The organism is Methylobacterium sp. Leaf112 (assembly GCF_001423295.1).
GTDB lineage: Bacteria > Pseudomonadota > Alphaproteobacteria > Rhizobiales > Beijerinckiaceae > Methylobacterium.
Map to the genome: position 1 here is coordinate 23,100 of NZ_LMNG01000009.1, position 26,672 is coordinate 49,771.

Genomic DNA, 26,672 nt, shown 5'->3' on the forward strand with positions numbered 1-26,672 from the left:
CCGTCGCCGGATGGACTCAAGCCCTTGCCCCGCCTCGCATCCTCGGCGTGGGTGTTCTAGCCTTGCCCGCCACGGACCGGCAAGAGGGGGCGGGCGGCGGAAGCGGGCGGAATTCGCAAGTCCTCGCAGCCCGGACAAGTCATCTCCGGCAAGTCTTCGCGGTGCGGGATGCCAGTTCTCGCACGGATATCGCGCCGCCAGACGCAAAAACGCCCGCGCGAGGTTTGATCCCCGCACGGGCGTCTTCAGTTCAGGGCCCCGGGAGCCATCGTGGATCCCGGGGTGTCGCGCCGGGACGATTAATCCTGGGCGTCGTCCTTGTCGTCGCTGGTGCGGGCCTTCTTGAAGGCCGCGCCCAGGATCTCGCCCAGCGAGGCGCCGGAATCGGCGGAGCCGAACTGCGCCATCGCCTCCTTCTCCTCGGCCATTTCGAGGGCCTTGATGGAGAGCTGGACCCGGCGCGCCTTGCGGTCGAACTGGATCACGCGGGCGTCGAACTTCTCGCCGGCGGCGAAGCGCTCGGGGCGCTGGTCGCCGCGGTCGCGGGCGAGCTCGGCCCGGCGGATGAAGGTGGTGAGGTCGGTGTCGACGATCTTCACGTCGACGCCCGAATCCTTCACTTCCGTCACTTCGCAGGTCACGATCTGACCCTTCTTGAGCTCACCGGCCTCCGTGAAGGGGTCGCCGCCGAGCTGCTTCACGCCCAGCGAGATGCGCTCCTTCTCGACATCGACGTCGAGAACCTGGGCGCGCAGCATGTCGCCCTTCTTGAACTCCTCGATGACCTGCTCGCCGGGACGGTTCCAGTCGAGATCCGACAGGTGGACCATGCCGTCGACATCGCCGTCGAGGCCGATGAACAGGCCGAACTCGGTCTTGTTCTTGACCTCGCCCTCGACCTCGGAGCCGACCGGATGCTGCTCGGCGAAGGCCTCCCAGGGGTTCTGGAGGGTCTGCTTGAGGCCGAGCGAGATGCGACGCTTGACCGGATCGACCTCGAGGATCTGCACTTCCACTTCCTGGGAGGTGGAGACGATCTTGCCCGGGTGGACGTTCTTCTTCGTCCAGGACATCTCGGAGACGTGGATCAGGCCCTCGATGCCCGGCTCCAGCTCCACGAAGGCGCCGTAATCGGTGATGTTGGTGACACGGCCCTTGAGCTTGGCGTCGACGGGGTAGCGCTGGGCGATGCCCTCCCACGGATCGGCGAGCAGCTGCTTGATGCCGAGCGAGATGCGGTGGGTCTCGTGGTTGATCTTGATGATCTTGACCTTGACCGTCTGGCCGATGGTCACGACCTCGGACGGATGGTTCACGCGGCGCCACGCCATGTCGGTGACGTGAAGCAGGCCGTCGATGCCGCCCAGATCCACGAACGCACCATACTCGGTGATGTTCTTGACGACGCCGTCGATGACCTGACCCTCTTCGAGGTTGGCCACGAGCTCGGAGCGCTGCTCGGCGCGGCTCTCCTCGAGGACGGTGCGGCGCGACACGACGATGTTGCCGCGGCGGCGATCCATCTTGAGGATCTGGAACGGCTGGGGCGTGCCGAGCAGGGGCGTGACGTCGCGCACGGGGCGGATGTCGACCTGGCTGCGCGGCAGGAACGCCACGGCGCCGTCGAGGTCGACGGTGTAGCCGCCCTTGACCTGGTTGAAGATCGCGCCGGTGACGCGCTCGTTGGCCTCGAACGCCTTCTCGAGCTTGACCCAGCTCTCCTCGCGGCGCGCCTTGTCGCGCGAGATGACGGCCTCGCCCAGCGCGTTCTCGATGCGGTCGACGTAGACCTCGACCTCATCGCCGACGGCGAGATCGCCTTCGCGGCCGGGGCCGTTGAATTCCTTGAGGGCGACACGGCCTTCCGTCTTGGCGCCGATGTCGATGACAGCCACGTCCTTCTCGATCGCGACGACGCGACCCTTGACGACGGACCCTTCGGTGATCTCGTGCTCGAGGAAGCTCTCCTCGAGGAGAGCCGCGAAATCGTCGCGGCTCGGGTTACGCTGCAGGGCGTTACCAGCGGTCATTCTGTCTCCTGACAGGCCTCATCGGAGGCCGGCGTCGGCGGTTCGTGTGACGGGGCACCCTCGGCGATCGCCGCCCGCGATCCCCGGGGGACCGGACGGGCTCACCCCCCGGAAGGAGGGCCGACGCATTCTGAAACGATGGTCGAGGGCCATTCTCCAACGGGACGGAGCGACGCGAAACACGCCCACGCCTCGTCGATTCCAATCGGAGAACGGCGGTTCCATACCGGATCGCGCCGCTTTCGGCAATATGACGCGCGATGAGGTTCGGCGCGGCCATCACGCCGGAGGCCGGCCAGGGCGGCGCGTGTTGCGCAGCCAGACCGCCGAGGCAACGGCCAGGGGTTCGAGGGGCAGCACCACCGGTCCGTGTCGCTTGCCCAGCAATTCGATGCCGGTGAAACGGACTTCGCGAATGGCGAGCCAGACGCCGAACGGAAAGGTGGCATCGGTCCCTTCCAGCGGGCCGAAGCACTCCTCGAATGCAAGCGGATCCACCATGATCTGGTCGTAGCGTGACAGGTGATCCGCCATGGAGACTTTGGAACGGAACAGCACCCGGTCGCGGTGGAACGACGAGAAGCATGGCTCGAATTCGGTCAGCGTCACCCAGAGCTTGCCCCCGATGCGCAGATAGGGCGGGTTCGGGCCGGCATCGCCAAAATTCGCCGGGCTCCACCCGGCTTCGGCCATGAGAGATTCTGCGAGGGTCACGGGTTCGGAAGCCCAGAGGTCGGGCACCGATGAGGTCTGGCCAGACGACAGGGGCAAGTCCGTCAGGCCCACTGGATCGGCTACCGTTCCCATCTCATGTCCGGTACCCAACGCGATCATCGTGATCCCCGGAAAATGCTGCCTCGGCCAGCGAGGGTCGGCAATATTGCGCATTTTCTTGGATTTGGCGACCTGGGATCAGTCGCCATGTCTCGTTATCGTGCCGTTCGACGCCATCCTGAGGGCAACACCGAAGCCCGGACGAAAAAATCCGCACCGGAACTCCGGTGCGGATCGGGTTCGTCCATATCTGACGGCGAGAATCAGTCCTCGTCGTCATCCGTGTCGGTGTTGCGCATGCCCTTGAGCTTGGCGAACACGGAATCGGCGTTGAGCTTCTCGTCGCGCACGGAGCGGTGATGCTCGTCGGTCTCGGTGTAGTCCGTCGCCGTCGAGACTTCCGTCGGCAGCAGCGTGGCGCCACCGTCCGTCGGCAGCACGGCGGGCCGATCCTTGGCCGAACGCTGGACTTCGAAGTCGAGGTCGATCTGCGTGCACAGGCCTAGGGTCACCGGGTCCATGGGCTGGAGCGAGGCCGAGTTCCAGTGCGTGCGCTCGCGGATCTGCTGGATCGTCGACTTGGTGGTACCGACGAGTCGGATGACCTGCGCGTCCTTGAGCTCGGGGTGGTTGCGCAGGAGCCAGAGGATGGCGTTGGGGCGGTCCTGGCGGCGCGAGAGCGGGGTGTAGCGCGGACCCTTGGTGGTGCGCTTGACCTCGGGCAGCTTCACCTTCGAGACGGCGACCTTGAGCTTGTAGTTCGGCACCCGCTGGGCGCGCTCGATCTCGTCGCGGGTGAGCTGGCCCGTGGTGATCGGGTCGAGACCCTTGATGCCGGCCGCGACCTCTCCGTCGGCGATGCCCTTCACCTCGAGGGGGTGCAGCTTGCAGAATTCAGCGATCTGCTCGAAGGCCAGGGAGGTGTTCTCCACCAGCCACACGGCTGTGGCCTTCGGCATCAACGGGCCTTGGGTCATCGGGCAACTCCAACGGTTGGGGCGGGACGGGCGTCGGGGCGCCGCCGACGTGGCGCCGCTCGCTCCGGCCTGGGACTGGCCGGCAGCATCCCGTCTCAACGCTGCAATAGGGGAGTTGCGTCTATACAGGTTGCGGAGGGGGATGCGCAATTGCGATCGCGCGCATCCCGTCCCGCTCAGCACGGTATCAGGTGAACAGGCTGGACACGCTCGATTCCGTCGCGGTCCGGCCGATGGCCTCGCCCAGCAGCGGCGCGATGGTGGCGACCCGGATGTTGCGCGCGAGCTTGACCGCCTGCGTCGGTTGGATCGAATCGGTGATGACCAGCTCCTTCATCCGCGAGGCGGCGATGCGCGAGACCGCGCCGCCCGAGAGCACCCCGTGGGTGATGTAGGCCGACACGTCCTTGGCACCGGCGTTGAGCAGGGCCTCGGCGGCGTTCACCAGGGTGCCGCCGGAATCGACGATGTCGTCGACGAGGATGCAGGACCGACCCTCGACCTCACCGATGATGTTCATCACCTCAGATTCACCGGGGCGCTCGCGGCGCTTGTCGACGATGGCGAGCGTCGCGTCGATGCGCTTGGCGATGGCGCGGGCGCGCACCACGCCGCCGACGTCGGGCGAGACCACCATCCAGTCCTTGGGGTCGAGCCGCTCCTTGATGTCGCGCACCTTCACGGGGGCGGCGAACAGATTGTCGGTGGGGATGTCGAAGAAGCCCTGGATCTGGCCGGCATGCAGATCGAGGGTCATGACGCGGTCGGCACCGGCCTCGGTGATGAGGTTGGCGACGAGCTTGGCCGAGATCGGGGTCCTGCCCGAGGTGCGCCGGTCCTGGCGGGCATAGCCGAAATACGGGATCACCGCCGTGATGCGCCGGGCCGAGGAGCGCCGGGCCGCATCGATCATGATGAGCAGTTCCATCAGATGATCGTTGGCTGGAAACGACGTGGACTGGACGATGAAGACATCCTCGCCGCGGACGTTCTCCTGCAGTTCGACGAAGATTTCCATGTCGGCGAAGCGCCGGACCATGCATTTCGCCAGCGGCAGCTCGAGGTAGGCCGCGATGGCCTCGGCGAGCGGGCGGCTGGCATTGCCGGCGATGATCTTGATCGATGACGTCATGCCGGGGTCTTCATCTCGCGATCCTTCGCCCGCCGAGCCGTCCAACCAGGGTCACGAACCAAATCGTAGAAACCCGGAGCGGTTTGTCGGGCCGGTCCATACCAGCCGACGGGGGGGCGTCACAATGCCTTCACGCACTCTGCCCCTGCGCCCTGCACAGATCAGGGCTCGAGCAGCCGGTGCAGGTGCACGATGAAGTAGCGCGTCTCGGCGCTGTCGACCGTGGATTGCGCCTTGGCCTTCCAGGCGCTCTGGGCGGACGCATAGTCGGGATAGATGCCGACGATATCGAGGTCCTTCACGTCGCGAAAGTTCACGCCGTCGAGGCTTTCCAGTTGCCCACCGAAGACCAGGTGCAGTTTCTGGGCGCTGTCGATAGTGGTTGTCATCGCGGCTCCTTCGTATCGTGCGGCCTGCCTTCGGGGCTGGCTCAGGCATGCGCCGTGCCGCGGTTCGCAAACGCGGCCCCGTTCGTCAACCCACGGGTGGGCAGGCGTGCGCGGCACAGCCGGGGCCGTTCGCGAGGCCGAGCCTTCAGCCTTCGAACAGGGAGCCCTGGACGAGGGCCTTGGCCGCCGGTTTCCGTGGGGCGCGCTTGGGACGTGCCGGTGCCGGAACGCCCTCCCCGCTCGATGCGGCGGCGGTCTCGGCCCGCGCCGCCAGGGTGCCATCGGCGAATTCCAGGGTGAAGCGCTCGGCCGCCGACGCGGCCACGGTGCTGCGCAGGGCCGCGCCCGACCCGTCGCGAACCAGGGCGAAGCCGCGCGCCAGGACGGCGCGGTAGCTCAGAGAAGCGAGGAGGCTCGCCAGGGTCCCGAGGCGGTCGCGGCGGCGCTCCGTGAGTCGGCCGCCGGCCCGGTCGAGGCGGCCCTGGAGGGCATCGAGCCGGTCGCGGCGCCGTGCGCCCTCGGCATCGGCTCGGGCTAAAGTGGCGTCGCGCGCCACGACGAGACGGCGGCCGAGATAGGCCAGGGCTTCGCCCCTGTGGCGGGTGCCATGGCGGAGCGCCGCGCCCGGCCGGTCACCGATGCGGGCCAGACGTCCCCGTGCGGTGGCGAGCGCGAGGGTCGGCGGATGCCGTACGAAGCGCTCGACGAGGCGTGACACTCTCAAACGATGCACGCGGGCATTGCCGGCCAGCGCCGGCCCCAGACGGGCCTCGGCGAGGTCGAGGCGCTGGCGCTTGCCCGCCAGGAAGGTGTCGACCCCAGGCATCGCCCGGACGAGGGCGCGCAGATCGCTGCCCTCCCGGTCGAGCTTGCGCTCGACGGCCTCGCGCTGTCGCCGAGCGAGGTCGGTCACCTCGGCCATGAGGTCCGCGCGCACCGGCACCGCCATCTCGGCGGCTCCCGTGGGAGTCGGCGCCCGCCGGTCGGAGACGAAGTCGATGAGGGTGGTGTCGGTCTCGTGGCCCACCGCGGAGATCAGTGGGATGACCGAGTCCGCGGCGGCACGCACCACCACTTCCTCGTTGAAGGCCCACAGATCCTCGATGGAGCCGCCGCCGCGTGCCACGATGAGCACGTCGGGGCGTGGGATCGCCCCACCGGGGAGCAGCGCGTTGAAGCCCCGGATTGCGGTGGCGATCTCGTCGGCCGCCCCCTCCCCCTGCACCCGCACGGGCCAGACGAGGACTGGACGGGGGAAGCGGTCGGCGAGGCGGTGGAGGATATCGCGGATGACCGCCCCCGTGGGCGAAGTCACCACGCCGACGACGCGCGGCAGGTAGGGAATCGGCCGTTTGCGCTCGGCCGCGAACAGACCCTCGGCGGCGAGCACGCGCTTGCGCTCCTCCAGCAACGCCATCCAGGCGCCGATGCCCGCGGGCTCCAGGGTCTCGATGACGATCTGGTACGAGGATTTGCCCGGAAACGTCGTGATCCGGCCCGTGGCGACGACCTCCAACCCCTCCTGCGGCTTCTGGCGAAGGCGGGCGAACGTGCCCTTCCACACCACCGCATCGATGCGGGCGGTGCCATCCTTCAGGGAGAAATAGGCGTGGCCCGAGCCGTGCTGGCCGCGAAAGCCCGATATCTCACCTCGTAGGCGGACATGGCCGAAGGCGTCTTCCAAGGTCCGCTTCAGGGCCGAGGCAAGGTCGCCGACAGACCATTCGGGGACGTTCGAGACGGGCACGCCGGATCTCGAAACGGCGGAAGGCGGGGGAGGAACGGCCATGGCGGCGAACGCTAGTGTGGGGCGCCGTGCAGGTAAAGGGCGGCACCCTGAGGGTATTCGAGCATCAGGCCGCTCTGAGGTCGACTATAGTAAGATGGAGAGAAGCAGGGCGACGCAGGCGGTGGGGAAAGCGCCGACGGCCAAAGCCCAGTACCAGCTCGGTGCGCTGTGTGAACGGCGATTGTCGTTGCACGCCCGCATTGGCATCCGCCCGCTGACCACATACCGCGCGGCATTGATGCCCTGGAATCTGGGCGAAGCCATCGAATAAGAGACGGATTTGCGACATCCTGGCATGATCCATCTAGAACTCCGGAACGGGCACCGGGTTCCCCATGTCCTGTCGAGAAGATCGGGTTGGGTGTGCGTTGGGGCTCCATCCCGTGCAAAGCCGCGCGGACTGTCCGAATCCGCCTTTTCAAGGGCGCTCTTTTGGGGAAGAGCTTGGCCCATGAACATCCTCCTCATCGGCTCCGGGGGGCGCGAGCATGCCCTCGCCTACGCGCTGACCAAGAGCCCGCTCTGCGAGCGCCTGTTTTCCGCGCCGGGCAATCCCGGAACCGCGGCGTTTGGTCAGAATCGACCGGACCTCGACGTCGCCGACCACGCCGCCGTCCAGGCGTTCTGCGCGCAGAACACCATCGGCCTCGTGGTGATCGGACCCGAGGTGCCCCTCGTGGCCGGCCTCGTGGACGACCTCGCCGCGGCCGGCATCCGCGCGTTCGGTCCGACGAAGGCCGCCGCCCAACTCGAGGGCTCGAAGGGCTTCACCAAGGATCTGTGCGCCGCGTACGGCATTCCCACCGCTGCCTTCGCGCGCTTCACGAATCGTGATGCCGCCCTCGCCTACCTTGCCGAGCGCGGTGCGCCCATCGTGGTGAAGGCCGATGGCCTCGCCGCCGGCAAGGGCGTCGTGGTGGCCGAGACCCTCGATCAGGCCGAGGCCGCCGTGCGGGCCATGCTGACCGAGCCCGGCGCCGAAATCGTCATTGAGGAGTGCCTGTTCGGCGAGGAAGCAAGCTTCTTCGCCCTGTGCGACGGAACGCGCGCCGTCCCCATCGGTACGGCCCAGGACCACAAGCGGGTGTTCGACGGGGATCGCGGTCCCAACACCGGCGGCATGGGCGCGTACTCGCCCGCCACCATCCTCACCCCCGCCTTGGAACGGGCGGTGATGGAGACCATCATCGCGCCGACCCTCGCCGGCATGCGCGCCCGTGGAACGCCGTTCACCGGCATCCTCTATGCCGGCCTCATGCTCACGGTCGATGGGCCGAAACTCATCGAGTACAACACCCGCTTCGGCGATCCCGAGGCGCAGGTGCTGATGCCGCGCCTCGCCGGAGACCTCCTCCCGGCCCTGATCGCGGCCTGCGACGGCAACGTGTCCGGCGTCGATCTCCCGTTCGACGAAAGTCGCGCGGCGCTGACCGTGGTGATGGCGGCGGCCGGTTATCCCGGCGCGGTGATGCGCGGCTCGGTGATCCGGGGGGTCGACGCGGCGGATGCGAGCGACGACGTCATCGTGTTCCAGGCCGGCACCCGCATCGAGAACGGGCAGCTGCTCGCCGATGGCGGACGCGTGCTCACCGTGACGGCCCTGGGGGCCAGTATGATGGAAGCCCAGGCCCGCGCTTACACGGCCATCGCCCGGATCGACTGGCCGGAAGGGTTCTGCCGCCGGGACATCGGCCGCCGCGCCGTGGCCCGCGAGGTCGCCGGCGGGGGGATCTGAAGCGCTGTCCTTCGTCCGTTTGAGGGCGACGCTCCAAATTCCCGTCGTTGTCGCGACTTTCGCCGAAGGCCGGTCTCAGCATTTCGGGGCGATGCTCTGGCGTTCGCCTCGCGGAGCGTAGCCATCCGGTTCGGGCCGGGGAAGCCAAAGGCTCGGCGGTGACCTATCTCGGGAGGCACGGAGCCCCGACCTCGAGCGCAAAGGCATCAGCATGGATACATCGGCAGGCCATGGCCGATACGGCTACAGCGCGCTGCCCGATCGGCCGGTCTACGACTGGCCGGGGGGCAAGCGCTTGGCCGTGTACGTCGCCCTCAACCTCGAAACCTTCGATTTCGGATCTGGGCTCGGCGCCGAGCTCGCGCCCGGAGGCCCCCAACCGGACGTGCTGAACTACGCTTGGCGCGATTGGGGCAACCGCATCGGCGCGTGGCGGATGAAGGCGATGCTCGACAGTCTCGCCCTGCCGGCGAGCGTGCTCGTCAACAGTCGGCTCTATGCGGATTGCCCGGGACTCATCGAAGCGTTCCGGGCCCGTGGCGACGAGATCGTCGGCCACGGCCGCACCAATGCCGAGCGTCAGGGCACCCTAGACGAGGCCGCCGAGCGGCGCCTCATCGCCGAGGCGACGGAGATCCTCGCCCGGCACGAGGGCGAGCCGCCGGCTGGTTGGCTCGGCCCCTGGATCTCGCAATCGCGGGTGACGCCGGATCTCCTGGCCGAGGCCGGGTACCGCTACCTTCTCGACTGGGCGCATGACGATCAGCCGGTGTGGTTCGCGACGCGCGGAGGGCGGCGCATCCTCTCGGTGCCTTATCCGCAGGAACTGAACGATATCCCGGCCATCGTCGCCCGTAAGGACACCGGCCGTCAGTTCGCGGAAGCCCTCGTCGATGGCTTCGACGAGATGCTGGTCCAGTCTCAGGATGCCCCTCTGGTCATGGGGATCGCATTGCATCCCTACATCGTCGGCCAACCACACCGCCTGAAGCCCTTGCGTGCGGCCCTGGAGCACATCGCGGCGCACCGGGACGCGGTCTGGCTCACCACCGCCGGTGCCATCGCCGACCATGTTTACGCGATGGCCGACGGGGCGCCCGCCGTGAACGAATAACGCGTTTCGCGACCCCCAAACAGCGACACCCCGAGGATTTCTCCTCGGGGTGTCGCCTCGACGAAAGCGGCCAGATGATCGGGGCTGGGGACGCTCAGGCCGAACCTGAAGGTCCCGCAGGTCCTAGTACGAGCCGAACTTGTAGTTCAGGCCGGCGCGGACGACGGCGAACTCGGTGCCGGAGTTGCGGCCGGCGAAGCCGGGCTGACGGTAGACGACGTTGTTGGTGTCGACGGCGTAGACGCCGGCGTTGCGGTTGTTCTGGTCGAGGTTGACGTACAGGCCTTCGACCTTGAACGTCACGGCCGAGGACTTGAAGAAGTTGAAGAACGAGTCGGTGGGGAGGGCGTACTCGATGCCACCGCCGGCGGCCCAGCCGGTGCGGAAGCTGTCGTTGCCGCGGAAGCCGCCGAAGGAGCGCTCCTCGCTGCCGGCGCCGTAGGCGAAGCCGCCGGTGCCGTACACGAGGGTGCGGTCGAAGGCGTAGCCGAGGCGGCCGCGGACGGTGCCGAAGTAGTCGAGGCTGGCGGTGCCGCGGGGATCGACGAAGGTGACGCCGGCGACGGGAGCGAAGCCGGGGGTCAGGACGAAGTTGTTCCGGCTACGGCCGAAGTCGACGTACTGGGCGTCGGCTTCGATACCGACGACCACGCCCGAGCCCGGGGTGAACTGGTAGTTGTAGCCGATCTGACCGCCGCCGGTGAAACCTTCGTTCGAACGGTCGGAGTAGGCGACCTGCGAGGGGCCACCGGCGCCGGCAAGACCAGCGGCGCCGCCGCGGACCAGGTTCGGGAACACGTTGTTGTAGACGTTGGTGTCGCGGTTCGAGGCGTCGAAGCCGTAACCGGCGTTGAAACCGGCGTAGAAGCCCGTCCAGGTGAACACCGGCACCGGCACGAACACCGGCGGAGCCGCGCGGCGCGGGCGGCGGCGGTGCTGGCGAGGAAGAGCGTCTTGAACATTGTGTGACTGCCAGAAAAGCTGAGGCGCACTCTCGGTGCGGCGTGACCTGGGCTTAGCAAGGCTTGGCACGACGCTTCTAGTGTATTTCGGCAACACCGAGATTGGATCGCATCATCAATGGAAAAGACCAGTCCTTTACTTTGTGTTTACATTAATTGTTTGAGCGGAGGCGATAACGCAGGGTTTGCCATTCGGTTCCGCGATAGGGTCGCTTTTTTAGGATTTGCCCGAATGGCCCGGGTGATCGCGTGAGCCTCAGTGCGGCGCGAACACCGTGATGTTGCTGTTGAGCTGATAGGCGGGGGCGGGCGGCGTGTTGACGAACCGCAGGCGGATAGGACTTTCGCCGAGGATCGCCCCGAAGGCCGGTGTGACGGAGATCGGAAGGCACCGTGACAGGGCGCCGGTCGCAGCGTCCTCGTAGCGTTTGCGGGCTTCCCCGTCGCCGTTCAGCCGCCGGGCGGTGACGAGGGGCGGCCCTCGCAGGGCGCCCGTCTTGTCGAGGCCGAAGCGGAACGCGATCAACGATCCCTCGGTCCCCGGCGGCACCGACCAGCACGCGGCTAGAGCGGTGCGAAGATCCATCCAGTTGTTGATGGGTGACGGACCCTGGGCCAGGGCGGCTGCGCACAAGACGGTGGACACGCCTCCGAGAAGCGCCGCGCTGAAGGGGCGCCCGCTCGCCCGTGATCGTGTCCGTCCGGTGCGCATGCGCCGCATCTTAGGCGAGCGTTTACGCCTGTGTAAAATCGCCTTGGACTCTTCGCTCAGTGTTCCCGCTCGGGTGGCGCCAGGTCGCCGGGAATCCGACGCGGGTCGCCGTAGAGGTCGTCGAGCGCCCCGAGGACGGCCTTGGTCCAGCGTCCCGTCCCGTCGTCGCCGGGATGCCCGCCGGCATAGGCCTCGATCCAGAAGTCGATCTCCTCGTCGCCGAGGTGGATCGTCCGGATTCGCTGGCGGAGGCGAAGCAGATCGGTGCGTGCGCGCAATTCGACCTCGTCCTCGCGCAGGTCGTCGCGGGCCTCCCGCACGGAGATCAGCTGGGTCGCGGAGGACAGGGTGGTACGGTCGAACGCCAGGACGGCACCCTGCCGAACATCGCGGGCGGTGAGCCCCGCCGCACCGTCGTCCCGGCGGTCCTGCATCGCCTGGGCGACGAGGCCTGCCACGGTGCGATCCCGGAAGAAGCGCAGGCTCGGCCGGTCGCCGTCTCCTGTCGGGGCAACGGACAGTCGGTCGAGGATCCAGGCCTCGACCAGATCGGGTACGACGATGGGGTGATGCAGCTGCATCCCCGCGCTCAGTCCGCCGTCCAGGTCTGACCGTGATACACGAACACGTCCGGCCGGCTCGCCAAGGCGGCGAGGCCCGAAAGGGCCGGGTCGTGGAGGGCGATCACGCTGGTTGGAATCGCCTCCATCTGCGCGACGAAGGGCGGCTTGTGCTCGAAGGCGGCGCGGAAGCTGCCCTGGTGCAGCACATCGATGATCCGGGGGGCGATGCCGCCGCCGATGTAGACCCCGCCGGTGGCGAGGAACGTCAGGGCGAGGTCGCCGCAGACCCGGCCGAGCAGCTTGGCGAAGAGCGCGAGGGCGGCCGCCGCATCCGGGTCCGTGCCGCCGAGTCCTGCCTCGGTGACCGCGGCGGGATCGAGCCTGGGGCCGTCCTCTCCAGTGCGCAGACGATGCAGACCGGCGTGCAGGCGCGACAGGCCTGGCCCGGAGAGCAACGCCTCGACGGTGATCCGTCCCTCGATCCGCTCCAGGTGCGGCCACAGGGCGTGCTCCTCGGCGTCGCTCGGGCCGAAATCCACGTGCCCGCTCTCCGTCGAGACGATGGCGAGGCGATCCCCCACGGGCAGCAGGGCCGCCGCGCCGAAACCCGTGCCGGGGCCGAGGACGAGGCGGGCGCCCTGATCACCCTTGATCCCACCCTCGCGATGGGGACCCACCGGGGTCAACTCGCCGGGACTGATCTCGGCCGCGCCCGCCGCCACCGGCACGTAGTCGTTGACGATCACCGCCCGCGACAGGCCGAAATCCCGGCCGATCCGCGCGCCCTCGATCACCCAATGGGCGTTGGTAAGCTGTACCGCCGGGCCATCGACGCGCGCGGCGACGGCCAGGATGGCCGAGCGCGGCGGCGGACCGCCACCTTCGGCGAGCGCCGCCCGGATCGCGGCGCTCGGGTCTGGATGGCCGGCCGTCTCGACATGGGCGAGAAGGCGCGGCTGTGCACCGGACTTCGGCACCACGGCGAAGCGGGCGTTGGTGCCGCCGATATCGCCGACGAGGACCGGAAATTCGAACATGCGCGCTCCTTCTCGAAAAAGGCCGGGTTCTCAGGTGTGGCTGACGCGGGTGAGGCCGTTCTGGGCGCGGCCGGGTCAGGCCGGCGGCAGGGCGTCGGGATCGATGGGGGCCCCGTCGGCCCAGGCGTAGAGCAGCCGGCGCACGTCCTCCGGAGTGGCGAGGCGCCGTGTGGCGATGGTTTCGGCCGCGCCGATGCGGACGCTGACGCCCCCGCTCGCGTTGACCACCGCGAAGGCCTTCTCGTCGGTGAGGTCGTCGCCGAGGAAGATCGCCCGGCGGCCGGCATAGGGCGGGGCTTGCGCGAACACCCGGATGGCCTGGCCCTTGGTGGCCGAGGCGGGCACGATCTCGCCCACCGCCTTGCCGAGCTGGAGCCGGTAGGCGGCACCCAGGGCATCGGCGGTGATCTTGACCGCCGCTTCCGCGAGCGCCGCGTCGGCCGGACTGGCGAGGCGCCAATGCACCGCCACCGACGCGCCCTTGTCTTCGATCAGAACGGCATCGAGCCCGGCGACGGCCGCGGTCAGGCCGGCCATGCGGGCACGCAGTTCCGGATGGTTCTCGGCGCCTCCCCCGCTCACGATGCCGTCGACCCGCCGCTCGACCCCATGCAGGCCGGCGATATCGAACCGGGCCGGCGCCAGGAAATCGTCGATCACCCCGATGGGCCGACCGGTGACGACGGCGAGCGCGCCGCCGAGGCGGGTGCGCAGCCGCTCCAGGGCGCCCGGCAGGGCCGGATCGACCCGGACCAGATCGGGCCGGGGGGCGATTTCCACGAGGGTCCCGTCGAAGTCGAGGTAGAGGGCGAAGTCGGTCGGCTCGGTCACGCTCTCGGTCACGCTTCGCGTCCCTCCATCCAAGACCGGCCTGCGCTAGCATGACGCGCGCCAGTGGAAAACGGGGCGCGGCCCACGCCGTGCCCTAACTCACGCATCCGTATCCCGACGCCAGGAGCCCGCTGCGCATGTGGCCGACACCGATTCACCCCGGTCCCGACGAGGAGAGCGTCTGGGATTACCCGCGGCCGCCCCGCCTGGAGCGCGTCGCCCGGCGCCTGCGGGTGGTGTTCTCGGGCGAGACCATCGCCAGCACGGTGGCGGGCTGGCGCGTCCTCGAGACCAGCCATCCGCCGACCTACTACATCCCGCCCGCCGACGTGGCCCCAGGCGTGCTCGGCCCGCCGCGCCGGGCCGGCCTCTGCGAGTGGAAGGGCCGCGCCGTGCTCCACGACGTCTCGGCCGGCGGGCGCCGCGCCGAGGGGGCGGCCTGGGCCTATCCCGATCCCACGCCGGATTTTCGCGCCATCGCCGGATACCTCGCCTTCTATGCCGGACCGATGGACGGCTGCTTCGTCGGCGACGTCCGCGCCACGCCGCAGCCCGGCGGGTTCTACGGCGGTTGGATCACGCCGGGCCTCGTCGGCCCGTTCAAGGGTGGTCCCGGCTCCATGGGTTGGTAGGACCATGGCGCCGGGGTTGCGTCCCCGCCAGGCCCGGCTACATGCCGTCACGGTGTGATGGAGCGATGGCATGCACGGTGAGATCGACGTCGAGGCGCGGGCGGTGGGGCTGTGCCCGGATCGCCTGGGGCGAATCGACGGCTGGATGGAGCGGCTGGTGGCCGACGGGAAGCTCGCCGGCCTCTCGGTGATGGTGGCGCGGGCGGGCAAGACCGCGTATTTCCGCACCCACGGTCTCGCCGACATCGCCCGGGAGAAGCCGTTCGCCCCCGACACCATCGCGCGCATCTATTCGATGACGAAGCCGCTCACCTCGGTGGCGGTGATGATGCTCTACGAAGAGGGGCGCTTCCAGCTCGACGATCCCATCACCCGTTTCCTGCCGGAATTCTCCGACATGCGGGTGCTCACCGGCGGCAACCGGGTGAAGTTCGACAGCGAGCCGGCGCAGCGCGCCATCACCATCCGCGACCTCCTCACCCATACCTCCGGCCTGACCTACGGCTTCATGGAGGCCACCCTCGTCGATGGCCTCTACCGCCAGAACGGCGTCGATTTTGGCGAGGCGCAGACCGACAGCCTCGCCACCGTGGTGGAGCGCCTTGCCCGCCAGCCCCTGCTGGCCCAGCCCGGGGCCGAGTGGAACTACAGCGTCGCCACGGACGTCCTCGGTTACCTCGTCGCGGTCGTGTCCGGCCAGGACTTCGCGGAGTTCATGCGGGAGCGCGTCCTGGCGCCGCTCGGCATGCTCGACACGGATTTCTTCGTTCCACCCGACAAGGTCGAGCGGTTCGCGGCGAATTACAGTCTGTTTCGCGAGCGCAGCCTGAAGCTCTACGACGATTGCGTCGGGAGCCGGTTCGCGCGTCCGCCGGTGGTGGCCTCCGGCGGCGGCGGCCTCGTCTCCACGGCGGGGGACTACATGCGCTTCTGCCGCTTCCTCCTGGCGCGCGGAGAACTCGACGGCGTGCGGCTGCTGGGGCGCAAGACCGTCGATCTCATGCTCACGAACCACCTCGACGGCGATCTGGCCGCCATGGGCCAGCCGCGCTTCTCCGAGACGGCCTATACGGGCATCGGTTTCGGGCTCGGCTTCTCGGTGATGCTCGATCCGGCCCGTGCGCAGATCGTCGGGACGCCCGGCGAGGCCGCCTGGGGCGGGCTCGCCAGCACCGCATTCTGGGTCGACCCGGCCGAGGATCTCGCGGTGGTGCTCCTCGCCCAGCTCATCCCGTCCTCGGCCCTGCCGATCCGCCGGGAGTTGCGGGTGCTGACCTACGCCGCCCTGGTGGACTGATCCAGAGCTACAAAAAGCCGGCTCCGCTGGGCGAAGCCGGCTCGAAATTTTCCCGATGAGTCCTGCCGCCCGATGCGGGCGACGCGCGATCCTACTCCGCCGCGGGGGCGGCGGGTGCGGTTCCGGGAGCGGCCGGCTTCGCGCCCGGCTTCGGGGCCGCGGGCTTGGGCGCCCATTCGGCGTCGGAACGCGGGCCGCCGGGCTGGTTCGTCGCCGCGGTGAGCTGGCCCGGAACCACGTCGTTGACCTTGCTCCAGGTCTGCGATCCGCACAGGAACCCGAGCATGCAGCCCCGCACGGACAATTCGGTGGGCTGATCGGCCCACATGGTCACGTCGTAGAACTTGCCCTCGTCGGCGTTGTAGATCTTCCCGGCGTAACGGGCGTCGGCATCCGGCTTCAGACCCATGATGAGCTGGTGCCCCAGCGACGGGCGTGCCTGCTTCTTGGTGTCGGGATTCTTGAAGTCGACGCGGGGCTGGCCCTTGTCGTTCAACGGCACCTTCAGCCAGACGACGTAGCCGCACAGGTTGGTGTTCTGCGGACCGCATTTCTCGACGCGGATGCGCGCGCGGCCATCCTCGGTGAGGTAGGTCCCGGTCGCGTCGTTGGGCGTGGCGGCCAGGGCGGACCCGGGCAGCGTGGCCAGGGTCAGGCCGGCCAGAGCGGCGAGGGTCGATCGGTCGATCATCTGTTGGACATCCTCAAACTTCGAAAACCTGCCGGGCGGCGCCATCAGCCGTGTCGTGTCGGCCCGCCGGAGCCGCGCCGGACGACCGTCACCGGGCCACACGCGGTCGTCGCCCCGTGCGGTGATGCCCCGCCTTCGGACGCGAAGGTGACCGGATCATGACCACGACGCCCTGCCGTCGCTGGAATCCGGTTCGCAGGTCGTCGGTCCGGACCCGAACGCAAAAAGCCGGCGCTTTCGCGCCGGCTCGTAGAGCTTCGTGATGGGGGCGCGCTTATTCGGCAGCGGTCATCTCGGCCGTGAAGTGACCGCACCAATCCTTGGACGCCACCACCGGCCAAAGGCCCGGGGACTTCGGCTCCGGCTGGCTCACGGGCGGATTGAAGCGGCACAGGCCCGCATCGCCGGCTGCCGCGCCGCCGTTGAGCTTGTGATCGTCGAAGAAGCGGCAGCTCTCGCAGGCGTTGCTGTGGTTGCTGGTCATCGTGTCTCTCCCGGTCGGATGGGCAGTCGCTCCACCCGTTCTGTTCTTAATTAGAATAACTCCAATCAAGCGTCAACGTCGTTTTCGGCGCTTGGTCGTCGTCGGTCCGTTGGTGTGCCTGGAATTCCGCTTTGCTGCTGGATCGACCGTCACGATCCGCGCTTCGGCTTGACGGGGTGATCGGCGAAGTCCTAGCGTGACCGTGACGGTTCCTCTTCGGAGGATCAAAAGGGAACGCGGTGAGGGCTTCGGCTCGATGCCGCGGCTGCCCCCGCAACTGTAAGCGGCGAGCCCATCATCAACACGTCACTGGGTCTTCCGGATCTGCCAAGATCCCGGCCTGGGAAGACGATGAGAGGGCGGTGACCCGCGAGCCAGGAGACCTGCCGTCAGTCGTGGTCACACGCGAAACGCATCGGGCGGGGTGTCCTGATGGGTGTCGGGGCGTTCGCATGCCGCGAACGGATCGGCCTCGTTCGCGGTGACGTGCCACACCGCGCCCCGTGCGCGCCCGCCGTTTCCGCATGCGCCCGCCCGAACCACTGCCTTCATTGCCTATCGATCGTGATCGCGTACCGCACCCGTGCGGCCGTCGAGCTCATGCGTCGTCGCACGAAAAGGCTTGGCCAGGACTGAACGATTGTAACATTATAACATTCGTTTTAGGCGTAGTGGAAGCGTCGTCGCGTACGTCGCGCGCCCTCGGACAATTCGCATCGCCATGCTGTTTCCACGTTCCTGCCTCGCGCATCATCCCGGCCCCGGTCCCGGGATCGTCGGAGGATGTCTTCTCCTTGTCCTTGCTCCCATCGCGGCCTCGGCGCAGGAGCCGGCCGTCACCCTCGACACCCTGTCGGTGGCCGGTTCCGGCGTCGCGCCCGCCGGGCTCAACCTGCGCACGGTGGATCGCGGCGCCAGCCGCCTCGGTCTGACGCCCCTGGAGACGCCGGCCAGCGTCGACGTGATCGCGGGCGAGACCGCGCGCCGGCGTGGCCAGAACACCGTCGCGGAGGCCGTGACAGAGAACGCCACCGGCATCACCACCGTGGCGGCCCCCGGCAACGGCAATGGGGCCTTCACGGCGCGCGGATTCGCCGGCCCGAACTCGATCCAGCAGCTCTACGACGGCACGCGCCTCTACGTGGGCGCCGGCACCGTCACCTTCCCGTTCGACACCTGGAACGTCGAGCGCATCGAGGTCCTCCGCGGCCCGGCCTCGGTACTCTACGGCGACGGGGCCATCGGCGGCGTCGTCAACGTGGTGACGAAGAAGCCGGTGTTCACGCCTATCAACGAGGCCCGCGCGGCCCTGGGCTCGGACGGTCTCGCCCGCCTCGCCCTCGATTCCGGCGGCCCCATCGGTGAGGCCCTGGCCTACCGCTTCAACATCAGCGGCAACCGGTCCGGCGGCTGGATGCAGCCCGACGGAGATTTTCGCAACCTCGCGGTCTCCGGCGCGCTGACCTTGCAGGCGGCCCCCGACCTCGCCTTCACACTCAGCCACGACCTCGGCTACCAGGAGCCCGCCCGCTACTGGGGTACGCCGCTGGTCAACGGGCGGATCCTCGATTCCATCCGGTTCAACAACTACAACGTCCGCGACGCCAAGATTTTTTGGACGGACAACTGGACCCAGCTCAGGACCGAGTGGAGCCCGAGCGCCGACATCACCGTGCGCAACACCGCCTACCGGCTCCAGAGCCGGCGCCAGTGGCTCGACGTCGAGCAATACGCCTTCAACCGAGGCACCGGCCGCATCGACCGCTCGGACTACCTTGAGATCTACCACCAGCAGGAACAGGTCGGGAACCGCCTCGACGCGACGGTCCGGGGCACCCTGTTCGGGTTCCGCAACGAATTTCTGGCCGGGTTCGACGTCAATCACATCGCCTTCCGGCACACTAACAACTTCCAGTCCGAGGGCGGCGGTCTCACCACGAGCGTCGATCCGTTCGCCTACGATCCCGGCCTGTTCCCGGCCAACGGCCGCGCCTCGCCCGCCTATGCCACGTCGACCAACCAGGCCTCGGTCTTCGCCGAGAACCGCCTGATCCTGTCGGATCAGCTCTCGCTGCTGACGGGCGTGCGCTTCGACGCCCCGACCCTGAACCGCCGGAACCTCGTCTCCGGCGCCACCTTCCAGCGCGACTTCCAGGCCCTGAGCTACCGCTTCGGTGCCGTCTACGCCCCGACGCCCGACCTCTCCCTCTACGCCCAATACGCCACCGCCACCGATCCGGTGGGGAGCCTCATCACCCTGTCGCAGAGTCTGGCGAACTTCCGCCTCTCCACCGGCCAGCAGGTCGAGGTCGGCGCCAAGGGCATCGCCTTCGGGGGGCTGGCCGAGTGGACGCTCGCCGGCTACCGCATCGTCAAGGACAACCTCGTCTCCACCGTGCCGGGCCAGCCCACCGTCTCGACCCAGGTCGGCCGGCAATCCTCGCAGGGCGTCGAGGCGGCCGTGTCCCTTCACCTGTTCGACGCCTGGCGGGTGGATGCCAACGTCGCCCTCCTCCACGCCCAGTACGACGATTTCAATCAGGCGGTGGCTGGTGCGGTGGTGTCCTATGCCGGTCGTCAGCCCATCGACGTGCCGGAGCGCGTCGCCAACCTCTGGGTGAACTGGGCCTTCGCCCCGGCCTGGGAGGCGCGCATCGGCGTGCAGTATGTCGGCGAGACCTTCAGCGATTTCGGCAACATGGCCCGGCGCCCGGACTACGCCCTGCTCAATGCCGGGCTCGACTATCAGGTCGGGCCGGCCTCGCGCCTGTCGGTGCGGGCCTACAACCTCGCCGACACGGTCTACGCCATCAGCGGCAACGCCGTGAACGGGGTCGGCACAAACTGGCTCCTCGGCCGGCCACGCTCGTTCGAGGTCGCCTACAGCGTCAGCTTCTGACGCGCCGTGCGCCGCCTCCTGAAACCAATGCAGCGGTGGCTGATCCTCGGCCACCGCTGGCTCGGCATCGCCACGGGGATGTTCCTCGCCACCTGGGTCCTATCGGGCCTGGTGATGATGTACGTCCCCTTCCCCAACCTGACGGAGGCGGCGCGGCTCGCCGGCCTGCCCCCCATCGCCTGGGATCGGGTGCGGCTCGGCCCCGACGCGGCGCTGAAGCCCCTCGGCCTGACGCGCCTGCCCCTCGCCCTGTCGCTCGGCATGCGCGGCGATGCGCCGGTCTACCGGACCATCCTCCCGACGGGCGAACTCGGGACGGTCTCGGCCGAGACCGGCGCGGTGCTGGGACCCTTGTCGGGGGTGGAAGCGCTGGCCCTCGTTCGGGCCCGGGGTGGGACCGGTCCGAACCCCAGCGTGACGACGATCCAGCGCGACCAGTGGACCGTGACGGCGCGCTACGATCCGTTCCGCCCGTTCCACGTCGTCGCCCATGACGATTCCGCCGGCACCGAGCGCTACGTCTCGCAGGTCACCGGCGCCGTCGTTTTAGAGACGACGCGGTTCGCGCGCGGCTGGAACTGGCTCGGGTCGATCCCGCACTGGATCTACCTCACGCCCCTGCGCGCCCGGGCCGAGCTGTGGCGCGACGTGGTGCTGTGGATCTCCGGCATCGCCGTGGCCGGTGTCCTGAGCGGCCTCGTCCTCGGGGTCTGGCGCCTGCGCCTGCGCCGGCCCTACGCTATGGGAGTCTCGCCCTATCGCGGCGTTATGCGTTGGCATCACCTGTTCGGGATCGTCGGCGGCGTGGCGCTCCTCGGCTGGGTCGCGAGCGGTTGGCTGTCGATGAACCCGAACCGCTGGTTCTCCGGGCCGAGCCCAACACCCGCCATGCGGAGCGCCGTCATGGGAGAAGCGCCCCTCCCCGGCTTCGACGCCCTGCGCACCGTCGCCGTGTCCGGTCCCGTCGAGATTCGGTTCACCGGCATCGCCGAACAGGTCCACGCGGTCGCCACCAATGCGGACGGGCGACGCCATGTCGAACCGCCTGTGGCGCCGCAATCCTTGAGCACGGCGGCGGCGCGCATCCTGCCGGGCGCGCAGGTCGTCGCGGCCGAGACCCTGACGGCCTACGACGCCTATTGGTACCCGCACCACGAGACACGGGTGCTGCCGGTGTTGCGCGTCCGGTTCGACGATCCGGCGGAGACCTCGGCCTATCTCGACCCGGAAACGGGCGAGATCCTGATGCGTCTCGACCGAAGCGGCCGGGCCAACCGCTGGCTGTTCTCCGCCCCCCACCGCTTCGATTTCGCGATCCTGACGCGCCACCGCCCGGCCTGGGACCTCGTCCTGTGGACCCTGAACGGGCTCGGCGCCGGCATCGCTCTCACGGGGATCGTGCTCGGCTGGCGGCGTCTGCGCCGCCCCGCGCCGTCTCGATGACGCGCCTCACACGTCGAGGTTGGCGACGCTGAGCGCGTTGTCCTGGATGAACTCGCGGCGGGGCTCGACCACGTCGCCCATGAGCTTCACGAACAAGTCGTCGGCGTCCTGGGTGTCCTTGACCTTCACCTGGAGGAGCGAGCGCACGTCGCGGTCGAGGGTGGTCTCCCAGAGCTGCTGGGCGGTCATCTCGCCCAGACCCTTGTAGCGCTGGAGCTGGAGACCCTTGCGGCCGAACGCCATCACCGCCTCGAACAGGCCGACGGGGCCGTGCAGGGTCGTCTCGTCGCCCTTGCGGGCGTAGGTGACGGGCTCGTGATAGATCTCGCGCAGGGCCTCGGCCCGGTCGGCGAGCCGCGTCGCTTCCTGCGAGGCGATGAGCCCGGCATCAAGGGTCGCGACCTGACGCACCCCGCGCAAGGTCCGGCTCATGACGTAGCCGCCCTCGCTGACGGAGCCTTCCCAGCCCTGCTCGATGTCGTCGGCGATCCGGTCGAGGCGTCGGGCCACCCGGTCGGCCAGAACCTCGGCCTCCGCCGCGTTCTCGTCGACATTGACCCGGAAGGCGCCGGCGATCATCGCCTGCTCGACCACGGCGCGGTCGTAGCGGGTGTGGAGCGCCTGCATCAGGCCGCGGAACTGGCGCGCCTCCTCGACGAGGGCCTTCAGTTGCTGGCCGCCGAACTCGGTGCCGGAGGCCAGGCGCAGCACCGCCCCGTCGACGCCCGCGTCGATGAGGTAGTCCTCGAGCGCGCGCTCGTCCTTGAGGTAGATTTCCCGCTTGCCCTTCGAGGCTTTGTAGAGGGGCGGCTGGGCGATGTAGAGGTGCCCGCGCTCGATCACCTCCGGCATCTGCCGGTAGAAGAACGTCAGCAGCAGGGTGCGGATGTGCGAGCCGTCGACATCCGCGTCGGTCATGATGATGATGCGGTGGTAGCGCAGCTTCTCCGGGTTGAAGCCCTCGCGGTCCGTGGACGAGCGGCCGATGCCGGCGCCGAGCGCCGTGATCAACGTGCCGATCTGGTCCGACGACAGCATCCGGTCGGCGCGCACCCGCTCGACGTTGAGGATCTTTCCGCGCAAGGGGAGAACCGCCTGGAAGGTGCGGTCGCGACCCTGCTTGGCCGAACCGCCGGCGGAATCGCCCTCCACCAGGAGGATCTCGCACTTCGACGGGTCGCGCTCCTGGCAATCGGCGAGCTTGCCCGGCAGGGAGGCGATGTCGAGGACGCCCTTGCGCGTCACCGTCTCGCGGGCCTTGCGCGCCGCCTCGCGGGCCGAGGCCGCCAGGATCACCTTGCCCATGACGGATTTCGCCTGGGCGGGGTTCTCCTCGAGCCAGTTGGACAGGCCCTCGTTGAGGACGTTCTCCACCGCTGGCCGTACGGCTGCCGTGACGAGCTTGTCCTTCGTCTGCGAGGAGAAACTCGGTTCCGGCACCTGCACGGAGATCACGGCCGTGAGGCCCTCGCGGCAATCCTCGCCCGTGAGCGTCACCTTCTCGCGCTTGGCGATGCCCGACGATTCCGCGTAGCCCGTCACCTGGCGGGTCAGCGCGGCGCGGAAGCCCGCCATGTGGGTGCCGCCCTCGCGCTGGGGGATGTTGTTGGTGAACGGCAGCACGGTCTCGTTGAACGAGTCGTTCCACCAGAACGCCACCTCGACGCGGATCCCGTCGCGTTCGGACCGCACCATGATGGGCTTGGCCATCCCGTCGATGGGTTTGCGCGAGCGGTCGAGGTAGCGCACGAACGCCTCGACGCCGCCCTCGTAGTACAGCTCCTCGCGCTTGTGCTCGGCATGGCGTGCGTCGGTGAGGACGATCCGCACGCCGGAATTGAGGAAGGCGAGCTCGCGCAGGCGCTTCTCCAGGGTGGCGTAGTCGAACTCGATGCTCGTGAAGGTCTCGGTGGATGCGAGGAACGACACCTCGGTGCCGCGCCGCCCGTTGCCGTCGCCGACCACCACCAGCGGCGACACTGCGTCGCCGTGGCGGAACTCCATGGCGTGTTCCTTGCCATTGCGCCAGATGCGCAGGCGCAGCCATTGCGACAGGGCGTTGACCACGGAGACGCCGACGCCGTGAAGGCCGCCGGAGACCTTGTAGGAGTTCTGGTCGAACTTACCGCCCGCATGGAGCTGGGTCATGATGACCTCGGCCGCCGAGATCCCCTCCTCCTTGTGGATGTCGGTGGGGATGCCGCGGCCGTTATCCGAGACGGTCACCGAGCCGTCGGCGTTGAGCGTGACGGAGACGAGGTCCGCGTGGCCCGCGAGCGCCTCGTCGATGGCGTTGTCCACCACCTCGTAGACCATGTGGTGCAGGCCCGAGCCGTCGTCGGTGTTGCCGATATACATGCCCGGTCGCTTGCGCACGGCATCGAGGCCCTTGAGGACCCGGATGGATTCCGCGCCGTAGGCCGCGGCCGCGCTGTTGTGGGTGGCGTCTGAGCTGTTGTGAGTCGTGTCGGACATGAAGTTCCTCGGGCAGGCGGGTCCGGGCGTGATCCTTCGTGCCCCGGCGCGAGCCCCGGACACGCCTGCAATGCGTCAACGGCCTTTATAAGCCTTCCGCCTTGAAAAAGCATTGCTTTCGCTGTGCGTGGCGGGGGCTGACGGGTGCCCCGTCCACGGTGTCGTCGCGTCGGGTCAATCCTGCAGGAACGGGTTCGTGAGACGCTCCTCGCCGAGCGTGCTCGTCGGGCCGTGGCCGGGGATGAAGGCGATGTCGTCGCCGAGTGGCAGGACCTTCTCCTTGATGGCGCGGATGAGCTGGTCGTGGCTCCCGCCCGGCAGGTCCGTGCGGCCGACCGACCCCTTGAACACAACGTCGCCCACCAGCGCGAAGCGCGCGTCCCGGCTCACGAACACCACGCTGCCCGGCGAATGGCCCGGCGCGTGGAGGATGTCGAAGGCGAGGCCCCCCACCGTGACGGCGTCCCCCTCCACCAGCCAGCGGTCGGGCGTCACGGCCCGCGCCCCTTCGATCCCGTAATTGGCGCCCGTCTCCGGCAGGCTGTCGAGCAGGTAGCGGTCGGCTTCGTGCGGACCTTCGATCGGCACCCCGAGGCGCTCGCGCAGTTCGTCCGCGCCGCCGGCGTGATCGATGTGGCCATGGGTGAGCAGGATCTTCTCGATGGTGATGCCCTGGGCCTGGATCGCCGCCTCGATCCGGTCGAGGTCGCCGCCCGGATCGACCACGGCGCCGATCTTGGTCTCGTCGGACCAGATCAGGGTGCAATTCTGCTGGAAGGGCGTCACCGGGATGATTCCGGCGCGGGGCGTGCCTGGCATCGCGTCTCTCGCACATGCGCCTCGAGGGCGCGGAAACTGCACATGCGCCCCGAGAGGCGCGGAAACTCCACCGGCGCCGGGAGGGCGCGGGAAGCCGCCTGTCTAGCGCGAGATGACGGGTTGGGCGAATCCGCCGCGTGATCATCGCCGTCAAACTTCGGCCTCGCCAAGGGCCTAGCCGAACCGTACCACGCCCAGGCTCGTTGTCAGGGCGCCGCCTCCTCCCCAGTCGAGTCCCAAGCGCACATGCTGAAAACAGCCTTCGTCGCCGCGCGCGACCGGCAACGCCTCGGCGAGATTGCCTCCGTGCTCATCGGCTACGGGGTCACCAAGGTGGTCGAGCGCCTCGGCATCGCCCACGTGGCGCGTTTCGCCAAGCGCCGCACGCCCCGTGTCGATATCGCCCGCCTGTCGCAGCCGCAGCGCGTGCGCCGGGCCATCGAGGCCCTCGGGCCCACCTTCGTCAAGCTCGGGCAGATCCTGGCGAGCCGCCCCGACCTCCTGACCCCGGAATGGACCGAGGAACTCGAGAAGCTCCACAGCCAGGTCGCGCCGATCCCGTGGGAGCGAATCCAGCCGCAGCTGGAGGAGGACCTCGGGGCGCCGGCCGACGAGGTCTTCGCCGAGTTCGACAAGGTGCCGCTTGCCGCCGCCTCCATCGCTCAGGTCTACCGGGCACGGCTCCACACCGGCGAGGAGGTGGTGGTCAAGGTTCTGCGCCCGGGCTTGCGCAAGATCATCGAGGCCGACCTGCGGCTCCTGGCCCATGCCACCCGCGTCGTCGTCACCGAGTGGCCGGAATTCGGGCGCTACCAGCCGCAGGAGCAGATGCGGCACCTGGCCAGCGGCCTCTACGGTGAGCTCGATCTCATCAACGAGGCACGCAACTGCGAGACCATCGCGGCGATCTTTGCCGACCGCGAGGACATCGTGGTGCCGAAGATCCACTGGGAATGGACCTCCGAGCGCGTCCTCGTCCAGGAGTTCATCCACGGCATTCCGCCCAACGACCACGCCCGCCTCGACGCCGCCGGCATCGACAAGGTGGTGCTTGCCCAGAAGGGCACCGACGCCTTCCTGCAGATGGCTCTGATCGAGGGCGTGTTCCACGCCGATCCGCATCCGGGCAACATGCTGATCATGACCGGCGACCGGATCGGCTTCATTGATTTCGGCATCATCGGCCGCCTGTCGGAGCGCCGCCGCACCCAGCTCCTCATGCTCATCGGCTCGATGCTGAAGGAGGATGCCGACGGGCTCATGGCCGTGCTCCTCGACTGGACCGGATCGAGCAACCCGGATCTGACCAAGCTCGAAGCCTCGTCGCAGGCCTTCATCGCCCGCCACACCGGGGCATCCCTCGATTTCGGCGCCCTGCTCACCGACTTCATGACCATGGCTCGCGAGAACGATCTCGCCATGCCCACCGACCTCGCCATCCTGTTCAAGGGGCTGGTGACCGCCGACGGGGTGATGCGCCAGCTCGACCCGAATTTTGACCTGTTCTCGGCCGCCGGCCCCACGGTGAAGCGCAAACTCGCCTCGCAGTTCTCCATCAAGGGCCTGACCCGCAAGGTGGAGGCGGTGGGCGCCGGCCTGTTCGGCGCGGCCTCCGAACTGCCGACCCTGATTCACCTCATGCTGGTGCGCCTGAAGCAGGGCCGCGTCACCGTCGAGATCGAGCTGAAGGGCATCGAGAAGCTCACCCGCGGCATCGAGCGCGCCGCCGCCCGCATAGCCGTCGCCCTCATCGTCGCGGCCTTCGCGACGCAGCTGGCGCCCCGGTTCATGGATCTCGGCACCCCGGCCTTCGTCACCGTGGGGGCGATGGTGTGCGTGATCGGGATCGGTTGGCTGGTGCTGCTCGGGCGCAACAAGTAGGCGAAA

General features: G+C 68.6%; 22 protein-coding genes and 1 riboswitch. Of the genes, 7 read left to right on the forward strand and 15 right to left on the reverse strand.

Annotated features, from left to right (window positions below):
• Positions 1-299: 299 nt before the first annotated feature.
• The 6 genes from rpsA to xseA all read right to left on the reverse strand — a co-directional run bounded on the left by rpsA (position 300) and on the right by xseA (position 7,091).
• Positions 300-2,030 (reverse strand): 30S ribosomal protein S1, encoded by a 1,731-nt coding sequence (rpsA, locus tag ASF52_RS05815; RefSeq protein ID WP_056169113.1) that lies wholly within the window; start codon positions 2,028-2,030, stop codon positions 300-302.
• Positions 2,031-2,309: 279 nt separating this feature from the next.
• Positions 2,310-2,864: a hypothetical protein gene (locus tag ASF52_RS05820; protein ID WP_056169115.1), complete on the reverse strand. Its 555-nt coding sequence runs from the start codon at positions 2,862-2,864 to the stop codon at positions 2,310-2,312.
• A 203-nt stretch (positions 2,865-3,067) separates the two neighbouring features.
• Entirely contained in the window at positions 3,068-3,781 is a 714-nt protein-coding gene (locus ASF52_RS05825) for a DUF1013 domain-containing protein (RefSeq protein WP_056169117.1), read from the reverse strand.
• 187 nt (positions 3,782-3,968) lie between these two features.
• Positions 3,969-4,913: a ribose-phosphate pyrophosphokinase gene (locus ASF52_RS05830; protein ID WP_056169120.1), complete on the reverse strand. Its 945-nt coding sequence runs from the start codon at positions 4,911-4,913 to the stop codon at positions 3,969-3,971.
• Between the two features lie 161 nt (positions 4,914-5,074).
• Positions 5,075-5,302, reverse strand: a complete 228-nt coding sequence (locus ASF52_RS05835) for a DUF4170 domain-containing protein (RefSeq protein WP_056169122.1) — start codon at positions 5,300-5,302, stop codon at positions 5,075-5,077.
• A 145-nt stretch (positions 5,303-5,447) separates the two neighbouring features.
• The gene (gene xseA, locus ASF52_RS05840; RefSeq protein WP_056169126.1) at positions 5,448-7,091 is read right to left on the reverse strand and encodes an exodeoxyribonuclease VII large subunit; all 1,644 of its coding nucleotides are present in this window, start codon (positions 7,089-7,091) and stop codon (positions 5,448-5,450) included.
• A gap of 451 nt (positions 7,092-7,542) precedes the next feature.
• On the opposite strand from xseA, the gene purD reads away from it, so the two are divergent.
• Complete coding sequence (purD, locus tag ASF52_RS05845) at positions 7,543-8,826, forward strand: phosphoribosylamine--glycine ligase (RefSeq protein WP_056169129.1); 1,284 nt, start codon at positions 7,543-7,545, stop codon at positions 8,824-8,826.
• Between the two features lie 211 nt (positions 8,827-9,037).
• The gene (locus ASF52_RS05850; protein WP_056169132.1) at positions 9,038-9,940 is read left to right on the forward strand and encodes a polysaccharide deacetylase family protein; all 903 of its coding nucleotides are present in this window, start codon (positions 9,038-9,040) and stop codon (positions 9,938-9,940) included.
• 123 nt (positions 9,941-10,063) lie between these two features.
• Here ASF52_RS05850 and ASF52_RS05855 read toward each other — a convergent pair whose 3' ends face one another.
• From ASF52_RS05855 to otsB, 5 genes are all read right to left on the reverse strand, one after another.
• Positions 10,064-10,843, reverse strand: coding sequence for an outer membrane protein (locus tag ASF52_RS05855; protein ID WP_443136656.1), 780 nt, complete (start codon positions 10,841-10,843; stop codon positions 10,064-10,066).
• 315 nt (positions 10,844-11,158) lie between these two features.
• Positions 11,159-11,428 (reverse strand): hypothetical protein, encoded by a 270-nt coding sequence (locus tag ASF52_RS05860; protein WP_244473714.1) that lies wholly within the window; start codon positions 11,426-11,428, stop codon positions 11,159-11,161.
• Positions 11,429-11,670: 242 nt separating this feature from the next.
• Complete coding sequence (locus ASF52_RS05865) at positions 11,671-12,195, reverse strand: hypothetical protein (protein ID WP_056169137.1); 525 nt, start codon at positions 12,193-12,195, stop codon at positions 11,671-11,673.
• A gap of 8 nt (positions 12,196-12,203) precedes the next feature.
• Positions 12,204-13,214, reverse strand: a complete 1,011-nt coding sequence (locus ASF52_RS05870; protein WP_056169140.1) for a glucokinase — start codon at positions 13,212-13,214, stop codon at positions 12,204-12,206.
• 75 nt (positions 13,215-13,289) lie between these two features.
• Positions 13,290-14,057, reverse strand: a complete 768-nt coding sequence (otsB, locus tag ASF52_RS05875; protein WP_443136657.1) for a trehalose-phosphatase — start codon at positions 14,055-14,057, stop codon at positions 13,290-13,292.
• A gap of 125 nt (positions 14,058-14,182) precedes the next feature.
• Here otsB and ASF52_RS05880 point away from each other — a divergent pair, with 125 nt between their 5' ends.
• Both ASF52_RS05880 and ASF52_RS05885 read left to right on the forward strand, forming a co-directional pair.
• On the forward strand, positions 14,183-14,677 hold the full coding sequence (locus ASF52_RS05880) for a DUF427 domain-containing protein (RefSeq protein ID WP_056169143.1): 495 nt from the start codon (positions 14,183-14,185) through the stop codon (positions 14,675-14,677).
• A gap of 70 nt (positions 14,678-14,747) precedes the next feature.
• On the forward strand, positions 14,748-15,974 hold the full coding sequence (locus ASF52_RS05885) for a serine hydrolase domain-containing protein (RefSeq protein ID WP_056169146.1): 1,227 nt from the start codon (positions 14,748-14,750) through the stop codon (positions 15,972-15,974).
• Between the two features lie 91 nt (positions 15,975-16,065).
• On the opposite strand, the gene ASF52_RS05890 is transcribed toward ASF52_RS05885, so the two are convergent.
• Both ASF52_RS05890 and ASF52_RS05895 read right to left on the reverse strand, forming a co-directional pair.
• Complete coding sequence (locus tag ASF52_RS05890; RefSeq protein ID WP_056169148.1) at positions 16,066-16,665, reverse strand: DUF2147 domain-containing protein; 600 nt, start codon at positions 16,663-16,665, stop codon at positions 16,066-16,068.
• Between the two features lie 274 nt (positions 16,666-16,939).
• On the reverse strand, positions 16,940-17,149 hold the full coding sequence (locus ASF52_RS05895; RefSeq protein ID WP_056169151.1) for a hypothetical protein: 210 nt from the start codon (positions 17,147-17,149) through the stop codon (positions 16,940-16,942).
• Between the two features lie 189 nt (positions 17,150-17,338).
• Positions 17,339-17,554, forward strand: a riboswitch (cobalamin riboswitch).
• A 316-nt stretch (positions 17,555-17,870) separates the two neighbouring features.
• On the opposite strand from ASF52_RS05895, the gene ASF52_RS05900 reads away from it, so the two are divergent.
• Positions 17,871-20,048 carry a TonB-dependent receptor gene (locus tag ASF52_RS05900; RefSeq protein ID WP_056169154.1) on the forward strand — a complete coding sequence of 726 codons (2,178 nt, stop codon included), beginning with the start codon at positions 17,871-17,873 and terminating at the stop codon, positions 20,046-20,048.
• 27 nt (positions 20,049-20,075) lie between these two features.
• On the forward strand, positions 20,076-21,491 hold the full coding sequence (locus tag ASF52_RS05905; RefSeq protein ID WP_056169158.1) for a peptidase: 1,416 nt from the start codon (positions 20,076-20,078) through the stop codon (positions 21,489-21,491).
• Between the two features lie 6 nt (positions 21,492-21,497).
• Here ASF52_RS05905 and gyrB read toward each other — a convergent pair whose 3' ends face one another.
• Together gyrB and ASF52_RS05915 are read right to left on the reverse strand one after the other, a co-directional pair.
• A complete protein-coding gene (gene gyrB, locus ASF52_RS05910) occupies positions 21,498-23,966 on the reverse strand; it encodes a DNA topoisomerase (ATP-hydrolyzing) subunit B (protein WP_056169161.1) in 2,469 nt (822 codons plus the stop codon).
• A gap of 174 nt (positions 23,967-24,140) precedes the next feature.
• Positions 24,141-24,785, reverse strand: a complete 645-nt coding sequence (locus tag ASF52_RS05915; RefSeq protein ID WP_056169164.1) for an MBL fold metallo-hydrolase — start codon at positions 24,783-24,785, stop codon at positions 24,141-24,143.
• A gap of 246 nt (positions 24,786-25,031) precedes the next feature.
• On the opposite strand from ASF52_RS05915, the gene ASF52_RS05920 reads away from it, so the two are divergent.
• The gene (locus ASF52_RS05920; RefSeq protein WP_056169167.1) at positions 25,032-26,666 is read left to right on the forward strand and encodes an ABC1 kinase family protein; all 1,635 of its coding nucleotides are present in this window, start codon (positions 25,032-25,034) and stop codon (positions 26,664-26,666) included.
• Positions 26,667-26,672 lie beyond the last annotated feature (6 nt).